General features: G+C 68.2%; 22 protein-coding genes. 12 read left to right on the top strand and 10 right to left on the bottom strand.

Annotation, left to right across the window (positions count from 1 at the left end; translation table 11 throughout):
• Positions 1-86 precede the first annotated feature (86 nt).
• The gene (locus tag ACIGDI_RS27100; RefSeq protein WP_399901561.1) at positions 87-650 is read right to left on the bottom strand and encodes a DinB family protein; all 564 of its coding nucleotides are present in this window, start codon (positions 648-650) and stop codon (positions 87-89) included.
• Between the two features lie 113 nt (positions 651-763).
• The gene (locus ACIGDI_RS27105) at positions 764-1,153 is read right to left on the bottom strand and encodes a VOC family protein (protein WP_272175999.1); all 390 of its coding nucleotides are present in this window, start codon (positions 1,151-1,153) and stop codon (positions 764-766) included.
• 223 nt (positions 1,154-1,376) lie between these two features.
• Between ACIGDI_RS27105 and ACIGDI_RS27110 the strand changes: the two genes are divergently transcribed.
• The gene (locus ACIGDI_RS27110) at positions 1,377-2,279 is read left to right on the top strand and encodes a hypothetical protein (protein ID WP_399901564.1); all 903 of its coding nucleotides are present in this window, start codon (positions 1,377-1,379) and stop codon (positions 2,277-2,279) included.
• A 143-nt stretch (positions 2,280-2,422) separates the two neighbouring features.
• Here ACIGDI_RS27110 and ACIGDI_RS27115 read toward each other — a convergent pair whose 3' ends face one another.
• Positions 2,423-2,818 (bottom strand): cupin domain-containing protein, encoded by a 396-nt coding sequence (locus ACIGDI_RS27115; RefSeq protein WP_399901567.1) that lies wholly within the window; start codon positions 2,816-2,818, stop codon positions 2,423-2,425.
• Positions 2,819-2,870: 52 nt separating this feature from the next.
• Here ACIGDI_RS27115 and ACIGDI_RS27120 point away from each other — a divergent pair, with 52 nt between their 5' ends.
• Positions 2,871-3,881, top strand: a complete 1,011-nt coding sequence (locus tag ACIGDI_RS27120; protein ID WP_399901570.1) for a GlxA family transcriptional regulator — start codon at positions 2,871-2,873, stop codon at positions 3,879-3,881.
• Positions 3,882-4,107: 226 nt separating this feature from the next.
• Here ACIGDI_RS27120 and ACIGDI_RS27125 read toward each other — a convergent pair whose 3' ends face one another.
• Complete coding sequence (locus ACIGDI_RS27125) at positions 4,108-6,078, bottom strand: lamin tail domain-containing protein (protein WP_399901573.1); 1,971 nt, start codon at positions 6,076-6,078, stop codon at positions 4,108-4,110.
• Positions 6,079-6,258: 180 nt separating this feature from the next.
• Here ACIGDI_RS27125 and ACIGDI_RS27130 point away from each other — a divergent pair, with 180 nt between their 5' ends.
• Together ACIGDI_RS27130 and ACIGDI_RS27135 are read left to right on the top strand one after the other, a co-directional pair.
• Positions 6,259-6,804, top strand: a complete 546-nt coding sequence (locus ACIGDI_RS27130; protein WP_399902237.1) for an AAA family ATPase — start codon at positions 6,259-6,261, stop codon at positions 6,802-6,804.
• 120 nt (positions 6,805-6,924) lie between these two features.
• Positions 6,925-7,104: a hypothetical protein gene (locus ACIGDI_RS27135; RefSeq protein ID WP_399901576.1), complete on the top strand. Its 180-nt coding sequence runs from the start codon at positions 6,925-6,927 to the stop codon at positions 7,102-7,104.
• 189 nt (positions 7,105-7,293) lie between these two features.
• Here ACIGDI_RS27135 and ACIGDI_RS27140 read toward each other — a convergent pair whose 3' ends face one another.
• Positions 7,294-7,728 (bottom strand): response regulator, encoded by a 435-nt coding sequence (locus ACIGDI_RS27140; protein WP_058927601.1) that lies wholly within the window; start codon positions 7,726-7,728, stop codon positions 7,294-7,296.
• Between the two features lie 3 nt (positions 7,729-7,731).
• Positions 7,732-8,052: a hypothetical protein gene (locus tag ACIGDI_RS27145; protein WP_399901579.1), complete on the bottom strand. Its 321-nt coding sequence runs from the start codon at positions 8,050-8,052 to the stop codon at positions 7,732-7,734.
• A 176-nt stretch (positions 8,053-8,228) separates the two neighbouring features.
• Between ACIGDI_RS27145 and ACIGDI_RS27150 the strand changes: the two genes are divergently transcribed.
• The 4 genes from ACIGDI_RS27150 (at position 8,229) to ACIGDI_RS27165 (ending at position 12,611) form a co-directional block, all read left to right on the top strand.
• Positions 8,229-9,839, top strand: coding sequence for an ATP-binding protein (locus tag ACIGDI_RS27150; RefSeq protein WP_399901582.1), 1,611 nt, complete (start codon positions 8,229-8,231; stop codon positions 9,837-9,839).
• A complete protein-coding gene (locus ACIGDI_RS27155; protein WP_399901585.1) occupies positions 9,836-11,050 on the top strand; it encodes a PP2C family protein-serine/threonine phosphatase in 1,215 nt (404 codons plus the stop codon). Before ACIGDI_RS27150 ends, ACIGDI_RS27155 begins: the two co-directional genes overlap by 4 nt.
• 159 nt (positions 11,051-11,209) lie before the next feature.
• The gene (locus ACIGDI_RS27160; protein WP_399902240.1) at positions 11,210-11,878 is read left to right on the top strand and encodes a Type 1 glutamine amidotransferase-like domain-containing protein; all 669 of its coding nucleotides are present in this window, start codon (positions 11,210-11,212) and stop codon (positions 11,876-11,878) included.
• A 268-nt stretch (positions 11,879-12,146) separates the two neighbouring features.
• On the top strand, positions 12,147-12,611 hold the full coding sequence (locus ACIGDI_RS27165) for a hypothetical protein (protein ID WP_399901588.1): 465 nt from the start codon (positions 12,147-12,149) through the stop codon (positions 12,609-12,611).
• A gap of 152 nt (positions 12,612-12,763) precedes the next feature.
• Here ACIGDI_RS27165 and ACIGDI_RS27170 read toward each other — a convergent pair whose 3' ends face one another.
• A complete protein-coding gene (locus ACIGDI_RS27170) occupies positions 12,764-13,225 on the bottom strand; it encodes a hypothetical protein (RefSeq protein WP_399901591.1) in 462 nt (153 codons plus the stop codon).
• A gap of 266 nt (positions 13,226-13,491) precedes the next feature.
• Here ACIGDI_RS27170 and ACIGDI_RS27175 point away from each other — a divergent pair, with 266 nt between their 5' ends.
• On the top strand, positions 13,492-14,307 hold the full coding sequence (locus ACIGDI_RS27175; RefSeq protein WP_399902242.1) for a hypothetical protein: 816 nt from the start codon (positions 13,492-13,494) through the stop codon (positions 14,305-14,307).
• A gap of 230 nt (positions 14,308-14,537) precedes the next feature.
• Here ACIGDI_RS27175 and ACIGDI_RS27180 read toward each other — a convergent pair whose 3' ends face one another.
• Positions 14,538-14,930, bottom strand: coding sequence for a peptidase inhibitor family I36 protein (locus ACIGDI_RS27180; protein WP_399901594.1), 393 nt, complete (start codon positions 14,928-14,930; stop codon positions 14,538-14,540).
• Between the two features lie 332 nt (positions 14,931-15,262).
• Here ACIGDI_RS27180 and ACIGDI_RS27185 point away from each other — a divergent pair, with 332 nt between their 5' ends.
• The 3 genes from ACIGDI_RS27185 (at position 15,263) to ACIGDI_RS27195 (ending at position 16,907) form a co-directional block, all read left to right on the top strand.
• Complete coding sequence (locus tag ACIGDI_RS27185; RefSeq protein WP_399901596.1) at positions 15,263-15,952, top strand: hypothetical protein; 690 nt, start codon at positions 15,263-15,265, stop codon at positions 15,950-15,952.
• A 279-nt stretch (positions 15,953-16,231) separates the two neighbouring features.
• Complete coding sequence (locus tag ACIGDI_RS27190; protein WP_399901599.1) at positions 16,232-16,492, top strand: hypothetical protein; 261 nt, start codon at positions 16,232-16,234, stop codon at positions 16,490-16,492.
• Between the two features lie 28 nt (positions 16,493-16,520).
• Positions 16,521-16,907 carry a hypothetical protein gene (locus ACIGDI_RS27195; protein WP_399901601.1) on the top strand — a complete coding sequence of 129 codons (387 nt, stop codon included), beginning with the start codon at positions 16,521-16,523 and terminating at the stop codon, positions 16,905-16,907.
• 1,268 nt (positions 16,908-18,175) lie between these two features.
• Here ACIGDI_RS27195 and ACIGDI_RS27200 read toward each other — a convergent pair.
• The gene (locus ACIGDI_RS27200; protein ID WP_399901604.1) at positions 18,176-19,078 is read right to left on the bottom strand and encodes a class I SAM-dependent methyltransferase; all 903 of its coding nucleotides are present in this window, start codon (positions 19,076-19,078) and stop codon (positions 18,176-18,178) included.
• A 334-nt stretch (positions 19,079-19,412) separates the two neighbouring features.
• Positions 19,413-20,255 carry a MerR family transcriptional regulator gene (locus ACIGDI_RS27205; RefSeq protein WP_399901606.1) on the bottom strand — a complete coding sequence of 281 codons (843 nt, stop codon included), beginning with the start codon at positions 20,253-20,255 and terminating at the stop codon, positions 19,413-19,415.
• Between the last annotated feature and the right edge of the window lie 32 nt (positions 20,256-20,287).

The following is a 20,287-nucleotide window of genomic DNA, read 5'->3' on the forward strand; positions in this document are numbered from 1 at the left end:
AGACTGCCAGGCTGAGGAGGCACGAGCCACGAGCGACATGGAGCCCACGCAGCTTTCCGAAGCGACGAGCGCCGGTCAGCGGCAGGTCATGTCCGGCGCGGCACGGCTCCGTCCTGCCAGCGGAAGAGGTCGCGCAGCAGGGAAATCTCAGCGCCGTGATGGATCAGCTCCCTATTGACGTGCAGGACCCTGTTCTCCATGGGAAACCGCTCAGGACCCACCGCGGGCGGATTCTCCAAGTCGGCGTCGGAGAGCGCACGGACCCCCGCGTTCCATCTCCCGTACATCTCATCGAGCTGTTTCAGCGCCTCGTCAGCGGTCCCCGCGTAGGCGAATGTCTCGGAGTCGACGTCCTGGCCGCCGAAGTACCATCCGACCCGATAGCCCAGGCACGAGACGATGATGTGTGCCAGCCGCCAGGCAATCGTGGTCACCGGTGCCGGCACCGGGCCAGGGGACGCGAAATCCATCGCCCACGCCCCCGAACCTTCCGACATCGGTGCGGCCGACGTGCCACGCGGGCGGACGCTCCAGCAGTCGCGCACCGGCTCCCAGAAGTACTCCTCATCGGTGAGGCCGTCCAGCCGTGGTCGCAGGTTCGTGCGCCAGTGCCAGTCCAACTGCTCCGCGAGCCGCTCGCTTCTTGTCATGTCCGCACACTACATACAACGGAAAGCCAGGCTGCGATCCTGGCGGACGCCGTCGTCGGCGGTGGGCCGCGAGAGCGTGGGTTGGGTTGAATGACCCCAATACAGGCCTCGTCCTACGGCGCCAAGGTGCGCACGACGTCGAACTCGTTGCCCTCGGGGTCAGCCATGACCACCCAGTTCCGGTCCGGGCCCTGGCCCACGTCCACCTTGACGGCGCCGAGAGCGAGCAGTCTGGTCACCTCGTCCTCGGTGCTGCGGTCGATCGGGCTGACGTCGAGGTGAAGCCGGTTCTTGACGGTCTTGCCCTCAGGCACATGGATGAACACCAGGGTGGGCGGCATCTGGCGGGCCCGGATGTCCTCGACGGTTGGCTCCCAAGAGCCGATCTCGACCTTGCCCTCGCCCCGGTCGATCACCTTGAAGTCCAGGACCTCGCACCAGAAGGCCGCGAGCCTTTCCGGATCACGGCAGTCAACGGTCAACTCGGTGAACCTGCTTGTCATGTTTCTCCCTTGTAGTGCGGACGGGGCTCAGCGTAGGTAGCCGGCCTGACAGATCCGCGATCTTTTTGACTAGAGGCATCAAACCGAAGGCTGCCCTCGGTTGCTGCCGTAGGCATTCCTCCCACCTCAAGGGCTGGCTGCAGTCGGTCCGTTGAAACTCGCGAGCCGCCTCCGAACCCGCGCCGTATCCTCACTCACTGTGATCTGCGAGGGAACCACGGGCATGGATGAAGGCGCTCCGACGACAGTGCGTCTGCGCGATGTACTCGACCGCGCTGGGCGCGTCGTGATCGCCGAGGCATCTCCTGCCGAGGCGGACTCCGCCGAGGTGGCTCGGATCGTGGTGAGCGGTGCCGCGATTGCCGACTTGACCGACCTGCTGGCCATTGTGGACGGCGGCACCGGCGACCGGTGCCGATGCAACGGCTGGCCGACGATCATGGTCTACGACACAGTTGGCCGACTGATCGCGTGCTGGACGCTGCACCACCAATCCGGCCTTCGAGGAATCGGCGACTGCGATGCCGACCTGCGCGATGGGCCGGCCCTCACCGAGTGGCTGGCCGAGCGAGGCCTGACCAGATCTCAAGCGGTTCAGGAGCAGTTGGCCGCGCAAAAGGCTGAGGGGGATCAGCGTCGGCTTCGCTGGCTCCGGGCCGCGCCCGCCGGGCTACGCGATGCGGCCACGGACGTCTGCGACCCGCCCGGGCCTGAACTGGAAGCCTGGTCAGGTCGGCTTCGCGTAGCCGAGGCGCGGCTCGCTGCACTCGTCCAGCATGACTACCCCGACCACATCGAGCGGATCCGCGTCCTGATGGCATGGGCCGGCGTTCCCACCAGGGAGCCCACCGGCGGCCTGAAGTGGTACGACATAGCGGTCCAGCAACAGCTGCTCGACGAAGATCCCGATGCCATCCTCACCGCGCTCACCACGCGCCCGCCGAGTCCGGCCCAACTCGACGGCGCAGCCGAACTCTTCGCGTCTTTGGAATGGACCGCGGCGCACGGCAAGCAACTGCCCCAGTCGCTGCGGTCGATGCTGATCGGGCACATCCAAGCAGAGGGCACGGGCCCCATGAGGTTCCGGATGAGCCACGGTTACTACGCCGCCGAGGGGTCTGCCTGACCAGACGCTGCCGGCTCGCCACACCAAGGTCCTGGAGCACGTCCTGCTGTTGCTGGGGCGACGTCGGAAAGCAGTCCGCAGGCCACCTCGTCGCCTACGAGGGTCTCGCGCCCCGGGGACCCGAAGCGAACGCGGGCGGACGGTCAAGCGTTGAGTTCATGCCCGGTCGTCGCGTCCACATGGTCGGGGATCTCGTCGTGGCGATCGCCCACGGTCGGTGTGCCGGTGGGCTCGAACATGAGGATTGCGGCGCCGGACGGAGCGTACGGCTTGTGCTCCGTGCCTCGGGGGACTGTGAAGACCGCCCCCTGGGGGAGGACGACCGTGCGCTCGCCATCGGGCTCGCGCACCGAGATGTGCAGCTCCCCGTCGAGCACGAGGAAGAACTCGTCGGTGTCGTCGTGGACGTGCCAGAGGTGTTCGCCCTGGACCTTGGCGATGCGGACGTCGTAGTCGTTGACGCGCATGACGATGCGGGGGCTCCACAGCGCGTCGAAGGAGGCCAGGGCCTTGCTCAGGGAGATCGGTTCGTTGGTCATGGGCTCATCCTGAACGCTTTCACATGGGCGGCGTGAGTGCTAGGAATTGCATATGGCGCAAAGATCCTCGCACCGTGTTCACGCGGCGGACGTTCATGGGGTCGTCGTGATCGTGGACGAGAACTCGAACCCCTTCGAACTCGGCTGCGCGACCGAGGTCTTCGGTCTCCGCAGACCGGAGATCGGTCGCGACCTCTACGACTTCAGGCTCTGCTCTCCGGAGCCGCGCACCCTGATGCGAGACGGGTTCTTCACGCTCACGGGAGTCGCCGATCTGACGGCGGCCGACGCGGCGGACACCTTGATCGTCCCCAACCGCCCGGACGTCGAGGTGCCCCGCCGCCCCGCCGTGCTCGATGCCGTCCGACGGGCGCACGCACGCGGTGCCCGGCTGATCGGCTTCTGCAGCGGCGCGTTCACACTGGCGGAGGCCGGAGTCCTCGACGGCCGCCGGGCCACCGCGCACTGGCAGTGGGCGGACTCCTTCCGGGCCCGCTTCCCCTCCGTCCACCTCGAATCCGACGTGCTGTTCGTGGACGACGGCGACATCCTCACCGCTGCGGGGAGTGCGGCCGCACTCGATCTCGGGCTGCATGTGGTTCGGCGCGACTACGGCGCGGAGATCGCCAATTCCGTGAGCCGGCGGCTGGTCTTCGCCGCGCACCGCGACGGAGGGCAGCGGCAGTTCGTGGAGCGACCCATCCCCGAACTGCCGGACGAGTCGCTGGCGCCTGTCCTGGCGTGGGCCCAAGAGCGCTTGGACTCACCACTCACGGTCTCCGACCTTGCTGCACGTGCGTCGGTCAGTTCGGCGACGCTGCATCGCCGCTTCCGGGCTCAGCTGGGAACGACACCGCTGGCGTGGCTCACAACTCAACGACTCGCCCTGGCATGCCGGTTGATCGAGCGAGGCGAGCACCGCTTCGAAGTGGTGGCGCGGCACAGCGGGCTTGGCACCGCGGCCAATCTGCGGATGCTGATGCGCCGCGAAACCGGCATCACTCCGTCGGCGTACAAGGAGCGGTTCGGGCCGGAGATCAGCCGCCCGAGCATGGACGGATGACGAAGCCGGGGCCGTCGGACGGGGTTGTGAGCTGAGTTTGGCGCATGCGGGGCGGCTGAAGGTGCTGTCGTCCACCCCTCGCTGGACCGTGTACGCGAAAGCTCCCGGTAGCCGGCCGGTGGTATCGGCCGTGGCCGACTGCCGGGAGCTTCCTTGCTGCGTACTGCTCGGGTGCCTCACCTTGGATACGGCGCACGCTTGGGGCCGCTTCCCAAGATCGGCAGGATCAGCAGGGGAAGGTGCCGCTGTAGATGGCGTGTCCGTAGGAGGAGCTGCCGGAGCCGAAGCCGTAGATGCCGTCGTCGCTCCACACCGCCTCGCGGAAGCCGTTGACGCAGGTCTGCGGCGGTGCGATCGCGAAGCCCTCCAGGTTGTCGGTGGGCATGACGGTCGGGTTCGTGTAGGTCACGTCCGGTACGATCGCGCCGCCGGCGTTGACCTTCATGAAGGTGTGGGTCTCGCCGCAGGTGTTGTCGCACGTCGCGATGAGGCGCTGGGTTCCGGCGTCGAACGTCACGTCCATCACGGAGACCTTTCCGATCACGATCGTGCCGAACGTGGTGAACGTACCGTCGGAGTTGAGTCCGTAGACGTGGAGTGTGCCGTCCCATTCCAGGCCGGCGAAGAACAGGCCCGAACCGTGCAGCGGGTAGTTCGCGGGGTCGTAGGCGGCGCCGGTGAGTGGGTCGACCCAGCCGTTCGCGGTGAGCCAGCTGTCCGGGACGTAGCCGACGCCCTCGAAGCCCAGGTTGGCGTCGTCCTTGCTGCCCGTGTTGAGCTGCGGGAACTGCGAGGTCATGTCCCACTGGTGGATCGGCGTCAGGGTCGATCCGGTCGCGGTCGGATCGAACTCCATGATCGTGTCCTTGGGGACCGTGTTGTTGGCGTTGTCACGCTCTGAGGTCACGTAGATGTGGCCGTTGGCGCCGACCGTCAGGCCCTCGGAGTCGGGCTGGCCGGTGCCACCGGCGAACCGAATCTGCTTACCGGTCGCGCTCCACGACGCATCAGGGACCCACTTGCCGTTGCTCTTGACCAGCTTGTACAGCCAGTTCTTGTTCTTGGCGGCCCACAGCACCGACGGGTTCGCCGGGTCGAACGCCAGGCCGCTCACGTCTCGTCCTTCGGGGCCGGTCGACGTGGTGAAGGCACAGACGTCGTCGGCGATCGTCACGTCCGCACCGCCCGGCCACGCCAGGGTGCCCGAAGGGACGGAACCCGTACCTGAGGGCGCCTCCGGGGTGCAGCCGCTGGTGAGCGAGCCGCCTCCGCCCAGAAGTTGGCCGTCGGTACCGCCGCCACCACTGCTGCCCGTGCACGAGTTCGCGCCGCCGAGCGTCGCTGTCGTGGAGGTCTTGAACCAGCCGGTGCCGTTGGCGCAGCGTTCGTCCGACGGCTTGGCCCCGCCGGTCGTCCAGGTCACCGAGTCGACGGCGTTGCCATTGCCGTCCAGGAGGAAGAGCGAGTCGTTGTCGCCGAGCCCGAGGCCGGAGTCGAAGGTGACGTAGCCTCCCGCGGGGATGGTGGTCGCGCTCGGCGAGGAGGACGAGATCGAGACGGGGGAGTGGGCGGTGTCGTTGTCGACGTACTTCCACGATCCGATGCTGACCGCGCTCGTTCCGCCGTTGTACACCTCCACGGTGTCCGCGTTGTCCGAGGTGACCTCGTTGATCCGTACCCGGCTCGACGCCGGTATCGACGACGGGCAGGCCGAGGCGTTCGCGGCGCCGAACGTGGACGCGCTGGTCGTGGTCACCCACGCCCCGGTGCCGTCGCCGCCACAACGCGCCATCGCCGGCTTCGCCCCGCCGGTGGCCCACTCGACGCGGTCGACCACCGTGCCGCTGGTCGTGTAGATCACCAGCTTGTCCGAGTCGCCAAGTCCCTTGGGCGAGTTGAAAGCGACAAAGCCGCCTGCAGGGATCGTGCTCGAGGACGGGCTGAACGTCTGCGGCGAGAAACTGTCGTCGGACATCTTCCAACCACTGATGCTCACCGCAGCGGAGCCGGTGTTGTACAGCTCCACCGTGTCGCTGTTCGACGAGGTGACCTCGTTGATCCGAACATTCTGGTAGCCGACCGGGTCCGCGGCGGCCGCCGGCTGTGCGGCGACCACCCCTGTGACGAGCAGTCCTGAAAGCGTCAGAGCCGTGGCGCACACGGAGGCGACGGCGGCACGCGAGTGTGAGGTAGACACGAGGCGGAACTCTGCCGACACGATCTTGAAACGGCGTGTATTCCAGCTGAACTTAGAGCGCACGCCTCCGCGTTCTGCCTGTGCGCACCTCGCTGTCGGCTGCGCTGCGACCTCTCGACGAAGAGGAAAAGGTCATCCTTGCCGACGTCATTCCCGGCACTGCCGACAGCCGCCGATATCGTGACCGCCGTGAGGGTGGGTACCGAAGAAACTCGTCTGGTGATGCTGCGCGGCAACAGCGCCTCAGGTAAGTCGTCCGTCGCGGCCGGCCTGCGCGAGCGGTTCGGCCGCGGCCTGGCCCTGGTCAGTCAGGACAACCTCCGCCGCATCGTGCTGAGAGAGCGCGACCGGCCCGGAGCGGCGAACATCGGCCTGATCGACCTGACCGCCCGCTACGCTCTGGACGCCGGATTCCACGTCGTGGTCGAAGGCCTCCTCTACGCCGACCACTACGGCGACATGCTCACCCAGCTGCGCGCCGACCACCGCGGCCCGACCCACGGCTACTACCTGGACGTGCCGTTCAGCGAAACCCTCGCCCGGCATGCGACCAAGCCGATCGCCGACGACGTCGACGCGACCCAACTGCGCGACTGGTACCGGGCGCACGATCTGCTGCCCGGGGGTATCGAGACCGTCATCGGCGCCGACAGCCCCCTGAACGAGACCGTCGACCGCATCATGAAGGACACCGGCTTGGTCCACCTGCCCGCCGTGGACCGTTGACCCGGTGGATGATGCGGCAGATGGCGCTCGTGCGCCGTGGGACCACGGAGCGTTCGGTGTTCGCTCGGAGCCTGGCTAACCTTCTGCCGCGGAGCCCTACTTCGATCCAGGGAGTACCTGGTGAGTCGGCGAGCCGATTGGGAGGCCGACGACGCGAAGGCGGGGCAAGGGGTGGCCTCGGCGGCCGAGAACTACGCCGCATACCTCGACGGTGAGCTGGCTGCGCACCTCCGGACCTATCTCTTCTGGATCGAGGAGCGACGATCTCCGACGGAGGCCGATCGGCTGCCGCAACTCTGACTGCCAGGGTGTATCGGTCGCGGAGTCAGCGACGGATCGCGGCGACGACCGGTGCCCCGGAAGACGTGGACGCGCTTGGAGTGGCGCGCCGTCACGGCGCAGGTGCCCGTCAGTCGGCTGACAAGGCCTTAGGGTTCGCTGCGCGCCCGGGGGGCCGGGACGGAACGCCCCGGCCGCGCACCGCTTGCCCTACTCCTTGGGCGGCTTGACGGCGATGTCGAGGTAGAAGGCGTCGATGCTGCGGACCGCGGCCTCAAAGTCCTCCAGGTTCACCGGCTTGGTGACGTAGGCGTTGGCGTGGTGGTGGTAGGCGCCGGTGACGTCGTCGGGGGCGGCTGAGGTGGTCAGGACGACGACCGGGATGGTCCGCAGGTCGGGGTCCTCCTTGACCACGGCGAGGAATTCACGCCCGTTCATACGCGGCATGTTGAGGTCGAGCACGATGAGGTCGGGGCGCTCGTTGTCAGGGTCGCGCAGGTACTCCAGGGCCTCGACGCCGTCGGAGACCTGTGTGAGGTTGCGGGTGCCGCGTTCGGCGAGGGCGTCCTGGATCAGCATCGCGTCGGCGAGATCGTCCTCGACCAGCAGCACGTCGTAGGGGCGGGTTGCGGCGGCAGCGGCCATGAGTCACGAACTCCAGGGGGTGGGACGAGGGGCTGGGCGGGCGGTGTTGTTGGTGATCAGGCCGGGCCAGCGACGCCGGGCACCCTGCCGGCTCATGCTCAGGGCACGGCCGATCTCGGGGTAGCCGGCTCCGCCGGCGGCCGCGGCGTGGGCGGCCTGGTCCTCGAGGCGCCGTACGGCCAGTTTGACACCTGCGAGGATCTGCAGTCGCAGCAGAGCATGTCGACGCAAGTCGTCGGCCGCCTCGGCGGCGGGTTCTGCCGACGGACCAGGTCTTTCCTGCATCAGCTTTCGGGTGAGCTCCTCCACAAGCTGAGTCAGCATCGCGGCCATGTCCTCGTTCGGCGGAAGGGATGCTGCAGAGGGACCGGGCATGGCATCACCCTAAGACGTCGATCTCGGATGGGACAACACGCGTTGTCGAAGCCACGGGTAAAGTGTGCTGGCCGCGCGTCACGGCGCGACCTGGATGGCTGGCCGAGGGAGAGTTGTGGACCGCGATGACGAGTAAGCCGTCGCACAGCGAGACAGCGTTCTCCGCGTGGACCACGCGACGCTGGCTTCGAGTGGGCGTGGCGACCACGCTGGCCGTCTTGGCGGTACTGGGATCCCTGGGCGGCTGGGCCATGTGGCGCACCTCACAGACCACGGCTCTGCTGACGGACCGGCGCTCGCCCGCTCTGATCGAGTCCATCCGGGTTGAGGAAGCCCTGGTCAACCAGGAGACCGGCATCCGCGGCTACGGCCTGTCCGGCCAGCAGGACTTCCTGCAGCCCTACGCACAGGGCGTGTCCGACCAGAAGGCGGCCATCAAGCGTCTGCGGCCCCTGCTCGGCGACGACGAACGAGCCCTCGACGACCTGGCCGAGGTGGAGAAGCGCATCAGCACCTGGCAGGAGCGAATAGCCCGCCCCGTTTCAGCTGCCTCCTCCAGCCAGGCAGCTCAGATCTCCACGGCACGCGCTGCCGAGGGCAAGACCGCGTTCGACGCACTGCGTCGAGCCATGGCCGACCAACAGACCCACCTGCAGGCCGAACGGACGGCGGCAACCCGCGATCTGCGCCGGGCGGAAACCCTGCGCAACTGGATGTTCGCCATCATCGCCGCCGTCATCGTCATGGTCGCGGGGCTCGTCTTCGAGGGCCTGCGCCGTGGCGTCACCGGGCCCCTGAGCGCGCTCGGCGCGGCAGCCCGCGACGTCGCGCAGGGGCGCTTCGACCGTTCCCTCACAGGTGCAGGCCCCGCCGATCTACGTCGGCTCGCCTCCGACCTGGAGGCCATGCGCCTGCGGCTGGTGGAAGAGCTGCGCTTCAGCGAGGCGGCCCGCAGGCTGCTGGACGAGCAGGCGGAGGACCTCAAGCGATCGAACACGGAACTGGAGCAGTTCGCCTACGTCGCCTCTCACGACCTGCAAGAACCACTGCGCAAGGTGTCCAGCTTCACTCAGCTCCTCCAACGCCGCTACGGAGGGCAGCTGGATGCGAAGGCCGACCAGTACATCGCCTTCGCCGTCGACGGCGCCAACCGCATGCAGACCCTCATCAACGACCTGCTGGCCTTCTCCCGGGTCGGCCGCGTCCACAACGACCACCAGACCGTGGACCTCGAAGCGGTGCTGAGCCGAACCCTGGACACGCTGAGCGTGGCCGTGGAGGAGAGCGGCGCCGAGATCACCCACGACACCCTGCCCACCGTCGTCGGAGACCCGACGCAGATGGGCATGCTCTGGCAGAACCTGTTGTCCAACGCCATCAAGTTCCGCAGCCCCGATCGGCCGCCCCGCATTCACATCAGCGCCGCGTCCGACAACGGCGTCTGGGAGTTCGCGGTCACCGACAACGGCATCGGCATCGCGCCGGAGTTCCAGGAGAAGATCTTCGTCCTCTTCCAGCGACTGCACACCAAGGACGCCTACCCCGGAACAGGTATCGGCCTGGCCATGTGCAAGAAGGTCGTGGAGTTCCACGGCGGCACGATCAAGATCGACCCCGACTACAGGCTGGGCACCCGCGTCCTCGTCACCCTTCCCGCCATGATCGCCGAGACCGCTGCAACGGCCGAGACAGCCGCCGCAGCCTCGACGGGGGATGTGGACAGGAGGCAGCCGTGACCGCCCCGGTCCCAGGCCGCCGCGACGGGTCGTACGACCTGCTGCTGGTGGAGGACGACGACGGGGACGCCCTCCTGGTCGAAGAACTCCTCTACGACACCGATCTGCCGCACACCCTCACCCGGTGCCGTACGGCCGCCGACGCGCGCCGCGTGCTCGCCGCACGTGCCGTCGACTGCGTTCTGCTCGACCTGCACCTGCCGGACGCGTCCGGGGTGGAGACGGTCAAGGCGATCCAGACCGACACCGATGCCGCCATCATCGTCCTGACCGGCCTGGACGAACCCCGCGCCGGAGTCGACGCCCTCGCGGCAGGTGCCCAGGACTACCTGATCAAGGGCAAGGTCGAACCCGATCTGGTGCAGCGCGCCGTGCGCTACGCCGTTCAGCGAAAGCAGGCCGAACGCGCCAACGCCGCCTTGCAGATCGGCCGGCTGCGCGCCGAGGAGAACGCGCGCCTCGAACGCGGCCTGCTGCCCGAACCCCTCCTGTCCTCCACGACCGTCACCACCTCCAGCCGCTACTACCCCGGGCGGGCACAGGCCCTGCTCGGCGGCGACTTTCTCGACGTCGTCCAGACCGACGACGGACAGGTCCACGCCGTCATCGGCGACGTCAGCGGCCACGGACCCGACGCCGCGGCACTCGGCGTGTGCCTGCGCATAGCCTGGCGCGCACTGACCCTCGGCGGCCACCGCAACCAGCAGCTGCTCCACCTGCTGGAAAAGATCCACATCGCCGAACGTGCGGGCAGCGACCTGTTCACCACCTGTACCCTCATCACCCTCGACCCGAACGAGGCCAGCCTCACCCTGCACCTGGCCGGCCACCACGAACCCCTCTTGATCACCCCCGACGGAGCCGGCGAGGTCACCGCCGCACACGGAGTCGCACTGGGCATCGCACCCGGCCTGGGCAAGTGGCCCGCGACCAAACTCGCCCTTCCGCCCCGCGGCGCGCTCATCGCCTACACCGACGGTCTCATCGAAGGCTACGCGGGCGACACGACCACACGGCTCGGCGTGGACGGCCTCCTCCGCATCATCGAGACGCTCCCCACAGCCGACCCCGGAACGCACCTGGACGATCTCATCGCCCGCACCCGCACCCTCAACGCCAGCCGGCACACCGACGACCTCGCCATCCTGCGCCTCGATTGGAACGCCGACGCACCCCGTGCCGGGTCGAAGACGCGGGGGAGTGCACCGTAGGTCGCGCGCCACTCGGGCTGCGGACGGACAGCGGGCGTGAGCAGCCGTGCTCACGCTCTTGCCGATGCGGTCCACGCTGCCTCGCTCGACCGCACTCGAATGATCTGCGCCCGTCCCGGGCTCGTTGCACGGGCCCTTCAGTCATGCTTGGCTCGCCCGATGAACTTTCTGCTGACGGCGAGTGGCCTGCGCAACGAGACACTGCGGGACGCACTGCGGGACATGCTGGGCAAACCGTTCGGATCGGCGAACGTCGTGTTCGTTCCCACGGCTTCAGTCGCCGAGCCCGGGGACCACGGATGGATGGTCGCCGACATGAACCGCCTGTACGGCCTCGGCTGGCGGCAGTTCGACATCCTTGAGCTGAACGGCCTGCCCCGGCAGACAGTGCTCGACCGGCTGCTGAACGCCGACGTCATCTATGTCGAGGGCGGCAATCACTACCACCTCGCCCGCAGCATCACCGGCAACGGCCTGACCGACGGCTTCCTGGAGGCACTGGAGAACCGGGTCTACGTGGGGGTCAGTGCCGGATCCATGATCTTCAGCCGTCACCTCACCGAACACTCCGCCGACGTCATCGGCGACACCACGGATCTGCACGTCCTGGGTGCGACGACCGTGCACCCGCCGTTCGGCCTCTTCGACTGGTACCTCAAGCCTCACCTGTACTCGCCCGACTTCCCCGAGCGGGACGACGCCTGGGCTGATCGCATCGTCGCGCGGGCGGACTTCCCGATCTACTTCATCGACGACGAGACGGCAGTTCGCGTCAGGGACGGCAAGGTGGATGTCCTTTCCGAGGGCCGGTGGCGGTTCCATCCGTGACCGGCACCGGGCAGCTGTGCCGCCGAGCTCGGTCGCCGGTGACGTAGACGGCCGGCGAGCAGGTCGCGGCGGCGGTCACCTCCGTCGGTAACCCGGTCCACGCCGGCGCGTTCAAGCACGCACGCGAGCCGGACGTCCTCCAACTGCGGGACAAGGCCTTCCAGATGAGGGGAGGCGGCCACAGCTGGGCCGGCAAACCAGGTAAGTCTCCTAAGGGACGAGAACGGCCGTGGTCCCAGCATTTCCGGGTCTACGGCCATGCCGACGTGTGTTTGCCGTCGGCGCGAGCGGCAACGCGCAGTACATGAATCAATCGAACAGTGGCACGAATCAAGATTCCCAATCCAAACGAAGCGCTACCGCCAAGGCCAGGCAGGCCACAGCGAAGGCGACTGCCCCCGCGTCGCAGGCGGCGGACAAGGCCGCCGAGAAGTCCGGTGACGCGGGCTCAGCAGCCGTGGGTGTGGCCGAGCGTGCGGCAGGCACCGGCACCGCCGTTGTGAGCAGCGCGGCCGAGCGGGTCCAAGCGGGCCGCCAGGCCGTCATCGACGCCTCGGGGCAGGCCGCTGCCCTCGCCAAGACGGCGTGGACGGTGATCGCTCATCGTAAGATCCTGGCCGCAGGTGTGGGTGCCGGCGTGTCGGTGCTGGGCGCCACGTCCTACCTGGCGGGCCGCCGCGCGGGTCACCGCACGCAAGGTCCGATCACGCGTCTGACCGGTGGCCGGATCTGAGGCGGGGGGCGTGCCTCGCCACCCAGGCGGGGCCGCCGGGGCCCGCGCAACTCGACCAGAGACCACGCACGACAGACGGCGGCCTAGCGGGATGCGGTCGGGACGCGGTCAGACGGCGGGGCAGCATCTCGGTGCCCCGCCCTCGGCGCACCTCAGTCCACGTACCACTTACCGCACTTGGTGATGCCGTCGAACTCTCCACATGCGCGTGCGGCGTAGTTGGAATTGAAGACGGACTGAGTGCGGCTGCCGGTGTAGGGGCCGCACATCTTCCAGCCGTCGCTCTTCGCCTGCTGGTCGCTGACGATGCCCTTGAAGTCGGGGAACGAGCGATAGCTGCGGTCGACCCACAGCCGGTCGCCGGACTTGCGGCCGGACTTGATCTCCGCACGACTGTAGCGGTCGAGCGCCGACTCGTTCTGCAACTCGACGCGGCGGCCCCTGAAGTCGAACGAGGCTCCGGACTCGACGGCGCGGAAGACGCCGATGACGCCGATGCCGTCGCAGTCGTCCTCGGTGGCAGAGGCCACCGACGAGGGGACGAAGGCTATGGCGCCGCTGCTGGTCAGGACGGCCAGAGCCGCGACCACGCGGCCCATGCGAGGCTTCTTCACTTGATTTCCTTCTGAGTGACTACGGGTGGGGGGCTACCGCAGCGCTGGACGGGCCGAGACTCCGCCGAATGAGGCGCATCGACACCTCGGTGCCGCTCAGCCGCGTTCCGCGCTGCCCACCGAACACTGAGGCACGCGCCTTGCGGAAACCTTGCGAAGGTGCCCCGAGGCGGAGAAGGGCCGGCCGGTACGGGTGGCTCCGCGGTCTGGGTAGGTTGGTGGTCACCCGACCCAGGAGATGTTCAGTGCTCAGCCGCCCCAGCGTTCTGTTCGTGACCGATCTCGCCTACGAGGCGCGAGGGCGGCGCTACTGCGACGAGGACATCTTCCTGTCCTCGCGGCTACGCAACGACTTCGACATCGCCTTGTGCCATCCGCTGGACGCCGCCGCTCTGATGGACGGCTTCGATGCGGCCGTCGTACGCAACAGCGGTCCGGTGGTGCACTACCAGAAGGAATACGACGCCTTCCGGAGCCAGGCCGCAGCGCGCGGCACGCGTGTGTACAACCCGCTGACCGGCCGGGCCGACATGGTCGGGAAGCAGTACCTGCTGGACCTGACCACAGCCGGATACCCGGTCATCCCGACGATCGACCGGCTCCAGGACCTCGGCCGCCTGCCCGGGGCCGACCAATTCGTGGTCAAGCCGAAGGCAGGGGCGGACTCCATCGGCCTCAGCTTCGTGCCCCAGGAGCGGCTGGCCACCCTCGCCTACGGCGACATCCTGGTCCAGCCTCGCATCGACTTCCGCTACGAGGTGTCCTTCTACTACGTGGACGATGTCTTCCAGTACGCCCTGTACGCGCCCGACCCCGACCGGCGCTGGCTCCTTGAGCCCTACCTGCCCACGGAAGCGGACCTCGACTTCGCCCGCCGCTTCATCGACTGGAACACCCTCGAACACGGCATCCAACGCGTGGACGCCTGCCGCACCCAGGAGGGTGACCTGCTTCTGGTCGAGCTGGAAGACCTCAATCCGTATCTGTCCCTGGACCACGTCGACAGCCCGACCCGCGACACGTTCGTCACCAGCATGACGGCCTCCCTCCGCCGGTTGCTGAGCATCCCAACTCGCGGCTGAAGCGCCGCCGTTGACGGCCATCCGGCCCGCGATCGGCGAGCGGGGCCGGCCGCACGAGAGACCTCACGGGATCATGCGCCGGATGCTCGGCGCCGCAGGTACGCCCAACAGGGCCGTTGCTCTGTCAGTCGTGCCCTGTCTCCTGGGGGTGAGCCGTCCACGCGTGAGGAAGACGTGCTGGGGGCACCCGATGGCGGGGAGCCCCCTGTCGCCGATGGCCCGTACGTCTCTCAGCAGGGCTTCACATACCAAACCCATGACCAGTCGGCGGAGGCGTCCGTGTCATAGGCACCGTCATCCCTCCAGCGGGTCACGTGGTCGGAGCTCCTGAATTGCGCGCGGGTTCCCGGGGTCTGGTTGTTGATCCACGAACCCAGACTCGACCACGGCATGTCGTATTCGGTGCAGTTGTACATGAGGATGGGAGTACCGGTGAAATTCGGTCCCGGGTAGGCGCAGAAGTACTTGTACGGGCAGCTGGCCGCCGCCGCTGCGGCGGTCCCGGCACTGTGTGTCGCTGCGTCGGCGGTGGAAGCCATGGTGAGGGCGGCCGAAAAGCCGGTGGCGACTGCCACCATGCCACGCACCCATGTCCGACGGCTTCCGCCGCGGTTTTCGGTCATAGTCAAACTCTCCTTGAAGAGACCCTGTTGGTTGACTTCACCGAATCTAGGGATGCCGAAGGAACGACGCCAACCTTTCGACCTGACCCGAATTGAGCGGCTGCCCGCTTCTCGCCGGGCGATTTCATCTGTAGGGTGTGAACTTTGACACAGCCTTTAGACCGCTCAGGAATTACCTGTTGAGCCAGGAGGGCCTAGCGGATGAGGTCGCCTGCCTGTTCAGGCCGACTGGAAGCGATTGAAGCCGCCGTCTCTGTCGACGGAACCGACCATCGGCACTGGACGTCTGACGCCTCAGCACACCGATCGACCATGGATCACTGACCAAGGACGTGGCAGAGGTGTCCCTCGGGTTCGCATCAACAACGGGCAGTCGACGCACATCTGCCGCGTCGGCCGTCGCGCTGCTCCTGCTCGCCGCAGCCCTGACCGGCTGCGGCAGCTCCACTGCCACAAAGACGTCCGCCACCTCCGGCGCCCTCCGGGCCGGCGCCTCCGGCTGCCCTAAGACCGGGGGCGGTTCCGGCATCCCACCGGGCCAGGTCGCCTCGCCGGCCCGCCTCGGGCGGCTCTCCCGCCTCGACAAGGCAGTCGCGCCCGGGGGACGGCCGGCCCGCTTCGACATCACCGTCACCAATCCCACTCCACGGACCACTCGTCGGGCCTCGCTCGCCTTCACCATCAGCGGCCCCCAGAGGATCCCCACATTCAGCGGCGGTCTCCAGATCCACTACCGCGACCGATGGTGCGAGATCGCCACCCGGATGCAGAACGAATCCGAGGACTCCCCGTCCCTCTCCGCCGCGATCCCGCTCACCCTGGACCCGCGCAGCAGCACCGTCCTCCACTTCCGGCTCTCCGGTTCACGGCCGACGCCCGGGGGCCGCTTCGAGGATGTTGTCGGCTACACCGTCGAAGTCAACTTGCTGGCCACCAAGGACGTCCGAGGCCACCGGCTCCACTTCGACCTCGCCCCGGACCCCACAACCAGCCCGACGTCGAGCTCCGCATCCCCCTCGTGAGACAGGACAGCCCCGGTCACTCCTCGGACGCTTCGACGGTCATGGAAATGGTGGCATCCGCCCCTGCCCACACCTAAGTTCAGGCGACGTGAAAACGGCCGCTCTGAAAGGGCAGGGCACATGTTGAGGCAGTTGAACAAAGGGCTCGCTTCCCGTCGCGCCGCCGCATCGGTCGGCGCAGTGGCGTTGGCGGCGGCCGCGGTCTGTGCGGTCGCCACGCCGGCGTCGGCCGCCGGCTGGGCATGCGATCACGACGGGCATACCGTGTGGTGCGCATCCGTGACCGGCATCTCCGCCGGTTCCTACCTGGCCTCCCACAACGGGCCGACCTACGCATCGGGTACGACCGGGCACCGCTACCACAACGGCGACACCATGATGCTGGCGTGCTGGACCACGGGGGACGGTGACGCGGACGGCCACGGTGACCACTACTGGTTCGCGCTCGATTTCGACAGCGACAGCGGTTACATCAACGACTGGTACGTGACGACCGGATCACCGTCCCAATGGAAGCCGCACGTCCCGCAGTGCCGCTGATGAAACACACTTCGTCAGGAGATTTCGCATGCGTCGAATACTCATCGCACTGCTGGCCTGTTTCGGGCTGACCACGCCCGTGGCCATCGCATCGGCGATGCCCGCGTCCGCGTCCCCGCATTCCGTGCAGACCGTCGCCTGCAATTCGGGTTATGTCTGCATCTACAAGGGCGATATCTGGGACGGCAGTTCCAATCACCCGAAGGTCTACAACCTCTACTACTACGGCACGTACAACGTGCAGAACCTCGTCGGTGAGTACACCGTGGTGAATTGCCAGACCGGCCGCGCACGTGTGCAGGGCTGGACCGGATACAACGCCACGGGCAGCGTTGCCTGGGACATCGGCAACAACTGCTCGACGGGGCTGTGGACAGACCTCACTCCCACTAACTCGGTGCGGTTGTACGCCTGAACTCGCTGCACCTGCGGGCCCGTCAGCACGCTGACGGGCCTTTGGGCCCGCAGATGGTCGAGCAGGGGCGCGGTGGATCGCGGGGGCCATGGCCCCGGCGGCCACGACCTCAACACACGAGCTCCCCAGTCACGCCGGGTCCCCGACTCGCCGCTCGCGAAATGACGTGACGTCCTGAGCTTGCCCCCTTCACCAGATCAGGCACCAGTAGTTCCCCGAGTTGCCGATTCCGATCCGGGCCACGGGGGGTACGAGGCTGGGGTCGGGCGGACCTGCCGAGGCCAGGGAACATGCGGGGTCGCCGACGGTTTCGGCCAGGGCCATGCGCTGTGCGGCGGCGACAGCGGCAGGGGACGTGTACCACGTGGTGGTGACCGGCCCACTGCTTGCCGGGTGAGGCGTTGACGTCGACGGCCTCGGGGGCGGCGCCGAGGCGGTCGACGTCGGCTGTGTCGTGGTCTCGGAGGGCCGCGTCGTCGGCTGAGGACGTGTGGGCGGAGGGGCTGTGTGCGTCGGCGGCGCTGACTGGGTCGTATGCGGGCCGATCGCCCCCGGGGGAGTCGTCGGGCGGTGCGTGGAGGGCGCCGGCTTGGGGGAATGGGATGTGGTACGCGCGGTCGGCGTGGGTGTCGCCGGCGGCGTCGAAGGCGCTGAGGTGGGGGTGCGCGGCTGCTCGGGTGTTTCCGACGGTCCCGCTCTTGAGGTGGATGCGCTCGGAGCCGTCGCCGCTGAGTGGGGTGTGTTCCCGTCCGATTCCAGCAACAGCCACGTCCCGGTGCCGCCGAGTACGAGAACGGCGGCGCCGCCCGCTATCCACGGGGCCCGCCGAGGCGGGCGTCGGTGACGGCTCATGGTTTCACTGTCGCATTGCCGCGGTGATCCCGCAGTGGTACGCAGCGGAGGCCGGACCGTGCCCTTGCGCACGGGTCAAAGATGATCACGCCTCGCGGGGTCTATGAGGAGCGTGTCACCGCCTTCCGCATGCGGGTGATCCACGGCCGGGCTTATCGTTCAACCGTTCGAAGTCACGTCGATCGGTATGCGTAGGGCCTCTGCGTCCACTGCGAGCCGTAGACCGTCGCTCCACCGGGTTATTCGGCCCACCGAGATCAAGGGGCCGGCCGGCAGAGACGCCTGACGGTGGTCACCTGGTCGTGGTAGCCGGCGATCCAGCCCGCATTGCATTCGTGCGGGATCGGCACGCTCCCTGTCGAAGCCGCAGAACTGCGAATCATGAAGCGCGGTATGTGGGCCCTTCCCCCCGGCACTCAGCCGCGCTCCGCGACCGCCACCCGCCCCGACCGCAACGATGACCGTCCCCGTACCGGGCCGCCGAGGCCTTGCGTGAAGGTGAGGAGGGTGTCGTCCGCAACCACCCGGAGGTCGTGCTCGGCGAGCAGCGCGGCCATCTGCTCCGGTCTCCACAGCGACAGCCACGGCTCGCCCGATGTGAGGGAACTGCCGAGCAGGCGTGTCAGAAGCCTCCCCGCGGCCGCCTTGGCCGACGGGGCCTGGTAGTTGACGATGAGCGTGCTGCCCGAGGCCGACCGGGTGGCGAGTGCGGCCACCGTGGCGCGTACGTGCTCACGTGTGAGGTACGGGACGACGCCCTCCCACAGCCAGGTCGTCGGCGCGGTCGGGTCGTGGCCGGCGGCGTCCAACGCCGCGCCCAGGTCGGCCACGGCGAAATCGACCGGCGTGAACCGCACCGACCGCGCAACGGCCCGCAGTTCGGTGTCGGGGTGCGGGTTCCCCCCCGGCCCCCGTTGCGTCAGGCGGGCGCGTTTGTCCTCTTGCGAGGCCGGATGGTCGACCTCCCACACATCCGTGCGCGCGAGCTCCGACAGCCGCCATGTTCGGGTGTCCAGGCCCGCACCGAGGATCACCAGTTGACCGGCCACACGGGCGCGCAGGGCGTCGTCGATCGCGACCGTCCGGGGTACGACGACCTCCGCACACGCCCGCACACCCTCGTACGCGACGCGCGCCTGCCAACCCTGTGGCGGTGTAGCCGCGCGCACCTCGTCCACGGTCGTACGCTCCCCGTCGCGCAGCAGCCGTACGGCCACCGGATCCGAGAACCGCCCCACGGCAGCCCTCCCGTCCGCTACCGCCCGCCCCTGACAGACCAGCACCGCCGTACGACTGGCCGCACGCCCACCGGGATTCATGGAGGCATTCAACACCCCGTCCGGTTCGGAGCTAGCGGGGGCGCGCGTCCGCTGAGGCCAGGACCGTCGACCGCCGCGCCGACCAGACCGGAGCCGGAGCCCACTCGGTCCGCCTAACGCCACAGGCACGCTATGCTTGGTCTCGAACCGAACGCCCAACTCCGGGCCTTCGGACGCGCGTTGGTGGTCCAAGGAAAGACGCCCCGCTTCCTGCGGGGAAATGCAGGTGCAAGGCCTGCCCGGCGCTCCACTGTGCGAGCCTCATCCCGCCGTCCCCGGGATGGGGCTCGTACCCGTTTTGTCCCTCTGGCCGACTCATTGGGTGCCGCGGCTGCTACCTCGTCGATCGGCTGCTGTCGGGGTCAACGAGCCATGCGACGAGGGTTCGCCAACGGTCCGGTTGGTCGGTGTCCCGCGGTCCGACGAGGTAGATCTCCTCGACGAGGTCCTGGGCTCTCAGGCCGTTGTGCGAGGCGAAGGCGCCGACGGCGCTGTAGGTGAGGTCGATGTCGTCGTGCGGGCCGCGGTGGGTGGCGACGGCGGCCGTGCGCTGGGGGAGTTGGAGCAGCTTCACGGTGGACGGTGCTCCCGGCGGCAGGGGGGCCTCGGCTGGGAGATAGACGATGGCGCGGCCGTGTCCGTCGGTGAAGAGGGTGTGCTGGTAGCGGCCGCCAGGAGGAAGCACCGGGCGATCTCCGACGGCTGCGTCCAGGTCTGTCATGGCGGCGTCGTACCAGCTCAGGTCGGCTCCGGGCGGGATGTCGAGGGTCACCGCGAGGACACGTTGCGGCGGAAGGACCTCAAGGTTCACCGTTCGCTCGGCCTGCGGGTCCAGGAGTTCCCGAAGTGCCTGGACCGCCCGCTGGGTCTGGCCCAGTCGGTCCTCGAGCCGGCGGAGATGGGCGGCGACGATCTGCTGTGCCGCATGGCCTCCTTCGCCGGTTCCGCCCGACTGGGTCCGGAGGAAGTCCCGGACGTCTGCCAGCGGGAGGTCGAGTTCGCGCAGTCGCCTGATGGTCAGTGCGGGGCGGATCTGTGCGGGGGTGTAGTAGCGGTAGCCGGTGCCGGGGTCGACCTCCGCGGGGACGAGGAGGTCCTGTTCGTGGTACCGGCGGAGTGTGCGGATGCTCAGGTGAGTGATCCGGGAGAACTCGCCGATGGTCCACCGTTCCGCCACGCCGTCCTCCTCGTCGTCCACATCCGGCCGTG

It is taken from the genome of Streptomyces sp. NPDC085900, assembly GCF_044540925.1.
GTDB classification, from domain to species: Bacteria; Actinomycetota; Actinomycetes; order Streptomycetales; family Streptomycetaceae; genus Streptomyces; species Streptomyces gilvifuscus.

Bases quoted from the DNA above. Each gene is read 5' to 3' on its own strand.
- ACIGDI_RS27100 (WP_399901561.1), bottom strand. From the start codon at position 650: ATGACAAGAAGCGAGCGGCTCGCGGAGCAGTTGGACTGGCACTGGCGC.
- ACIGDI_RS27105 (WP_272175999.1), bottom strand. From the start codon at position 1,153: ATGACAAGCAGGTTCACCGAGTTGACCGTTGACTGCCGTGATCCGGAA.
- ACIGDI_RS27110 (WP_399901564.1), top strand. From the start codon at position 1,377: ATGGATGAAGGCGCTCCGACGACAGTGCGTCTGCGCGATGTACTCGAC.
- ACIGDI_RS27115 (WP_399901567.1), bottom strand. From the start codon at position 2,818: ATGACCAACGAACCGATCTCCCTGAGCAAGGCCCTGGCCTCCTTCGAC.
- ACIGDI_RS27120 (WP_399901570.1), top strand. From the start codon at position 2,871: ATGGCGCAAAGATCCTCGCACCGTGTTCACGCGGCGGACGTTCATGGG.
- ACIGDI_RS27140 (WP_058927601.1), bottom strand. From the start codon at position 7,728: ATGGCCGCTGCCGCCGCAACCCGCCCCTACGACGTGCTGCTGGTCGAG.
- ACIGDI_RS27145 (WP_399901579.1), bottom strand. From the start codon at position 8,052: ATGCTGACTCAGCTTGTGGAGGAGCTCACCCGAAAGCTGATGCAGGAA.
- ACIGDI_RS27150 (WP_399901582.1), top strand. From the start codon at position 8,229: ATGACGAGTAAGCCGTCGCACAGCGAGACAGCGTTCTCCGCGTGGACC.
- ACIGDI_RS27160 (WP_399902240.1), top strand. From the start codon at position 11,210: ATGAACTTTCTGCTGACGGCGAGTGGCCTGCGCAACGAGACACTGCGG.
- ACIGDI_RS27180 (WP_399901594.1), bottom strand. From the start codon at position 14,930: ATGACCGAAAACCGCGGCGGAAGCCGTCGGACATGGGTGCGTGGCATG.
- ACIGDI_RS27195 (WP_399901601.1), top strand. From the start codon at position 16,521: ATGCGTCGAATACTCATCGCACTGCTGGCCTGTTTCGGGCTGACCACG.
- ACIGDI_RS27200 (WP_399901604.1), bottom strand. From the start codon at position 19,078: ATGAATCCCGGTGGGCGTGCGGCCAGTCGTACGGCGGTGCTGGTCTGT.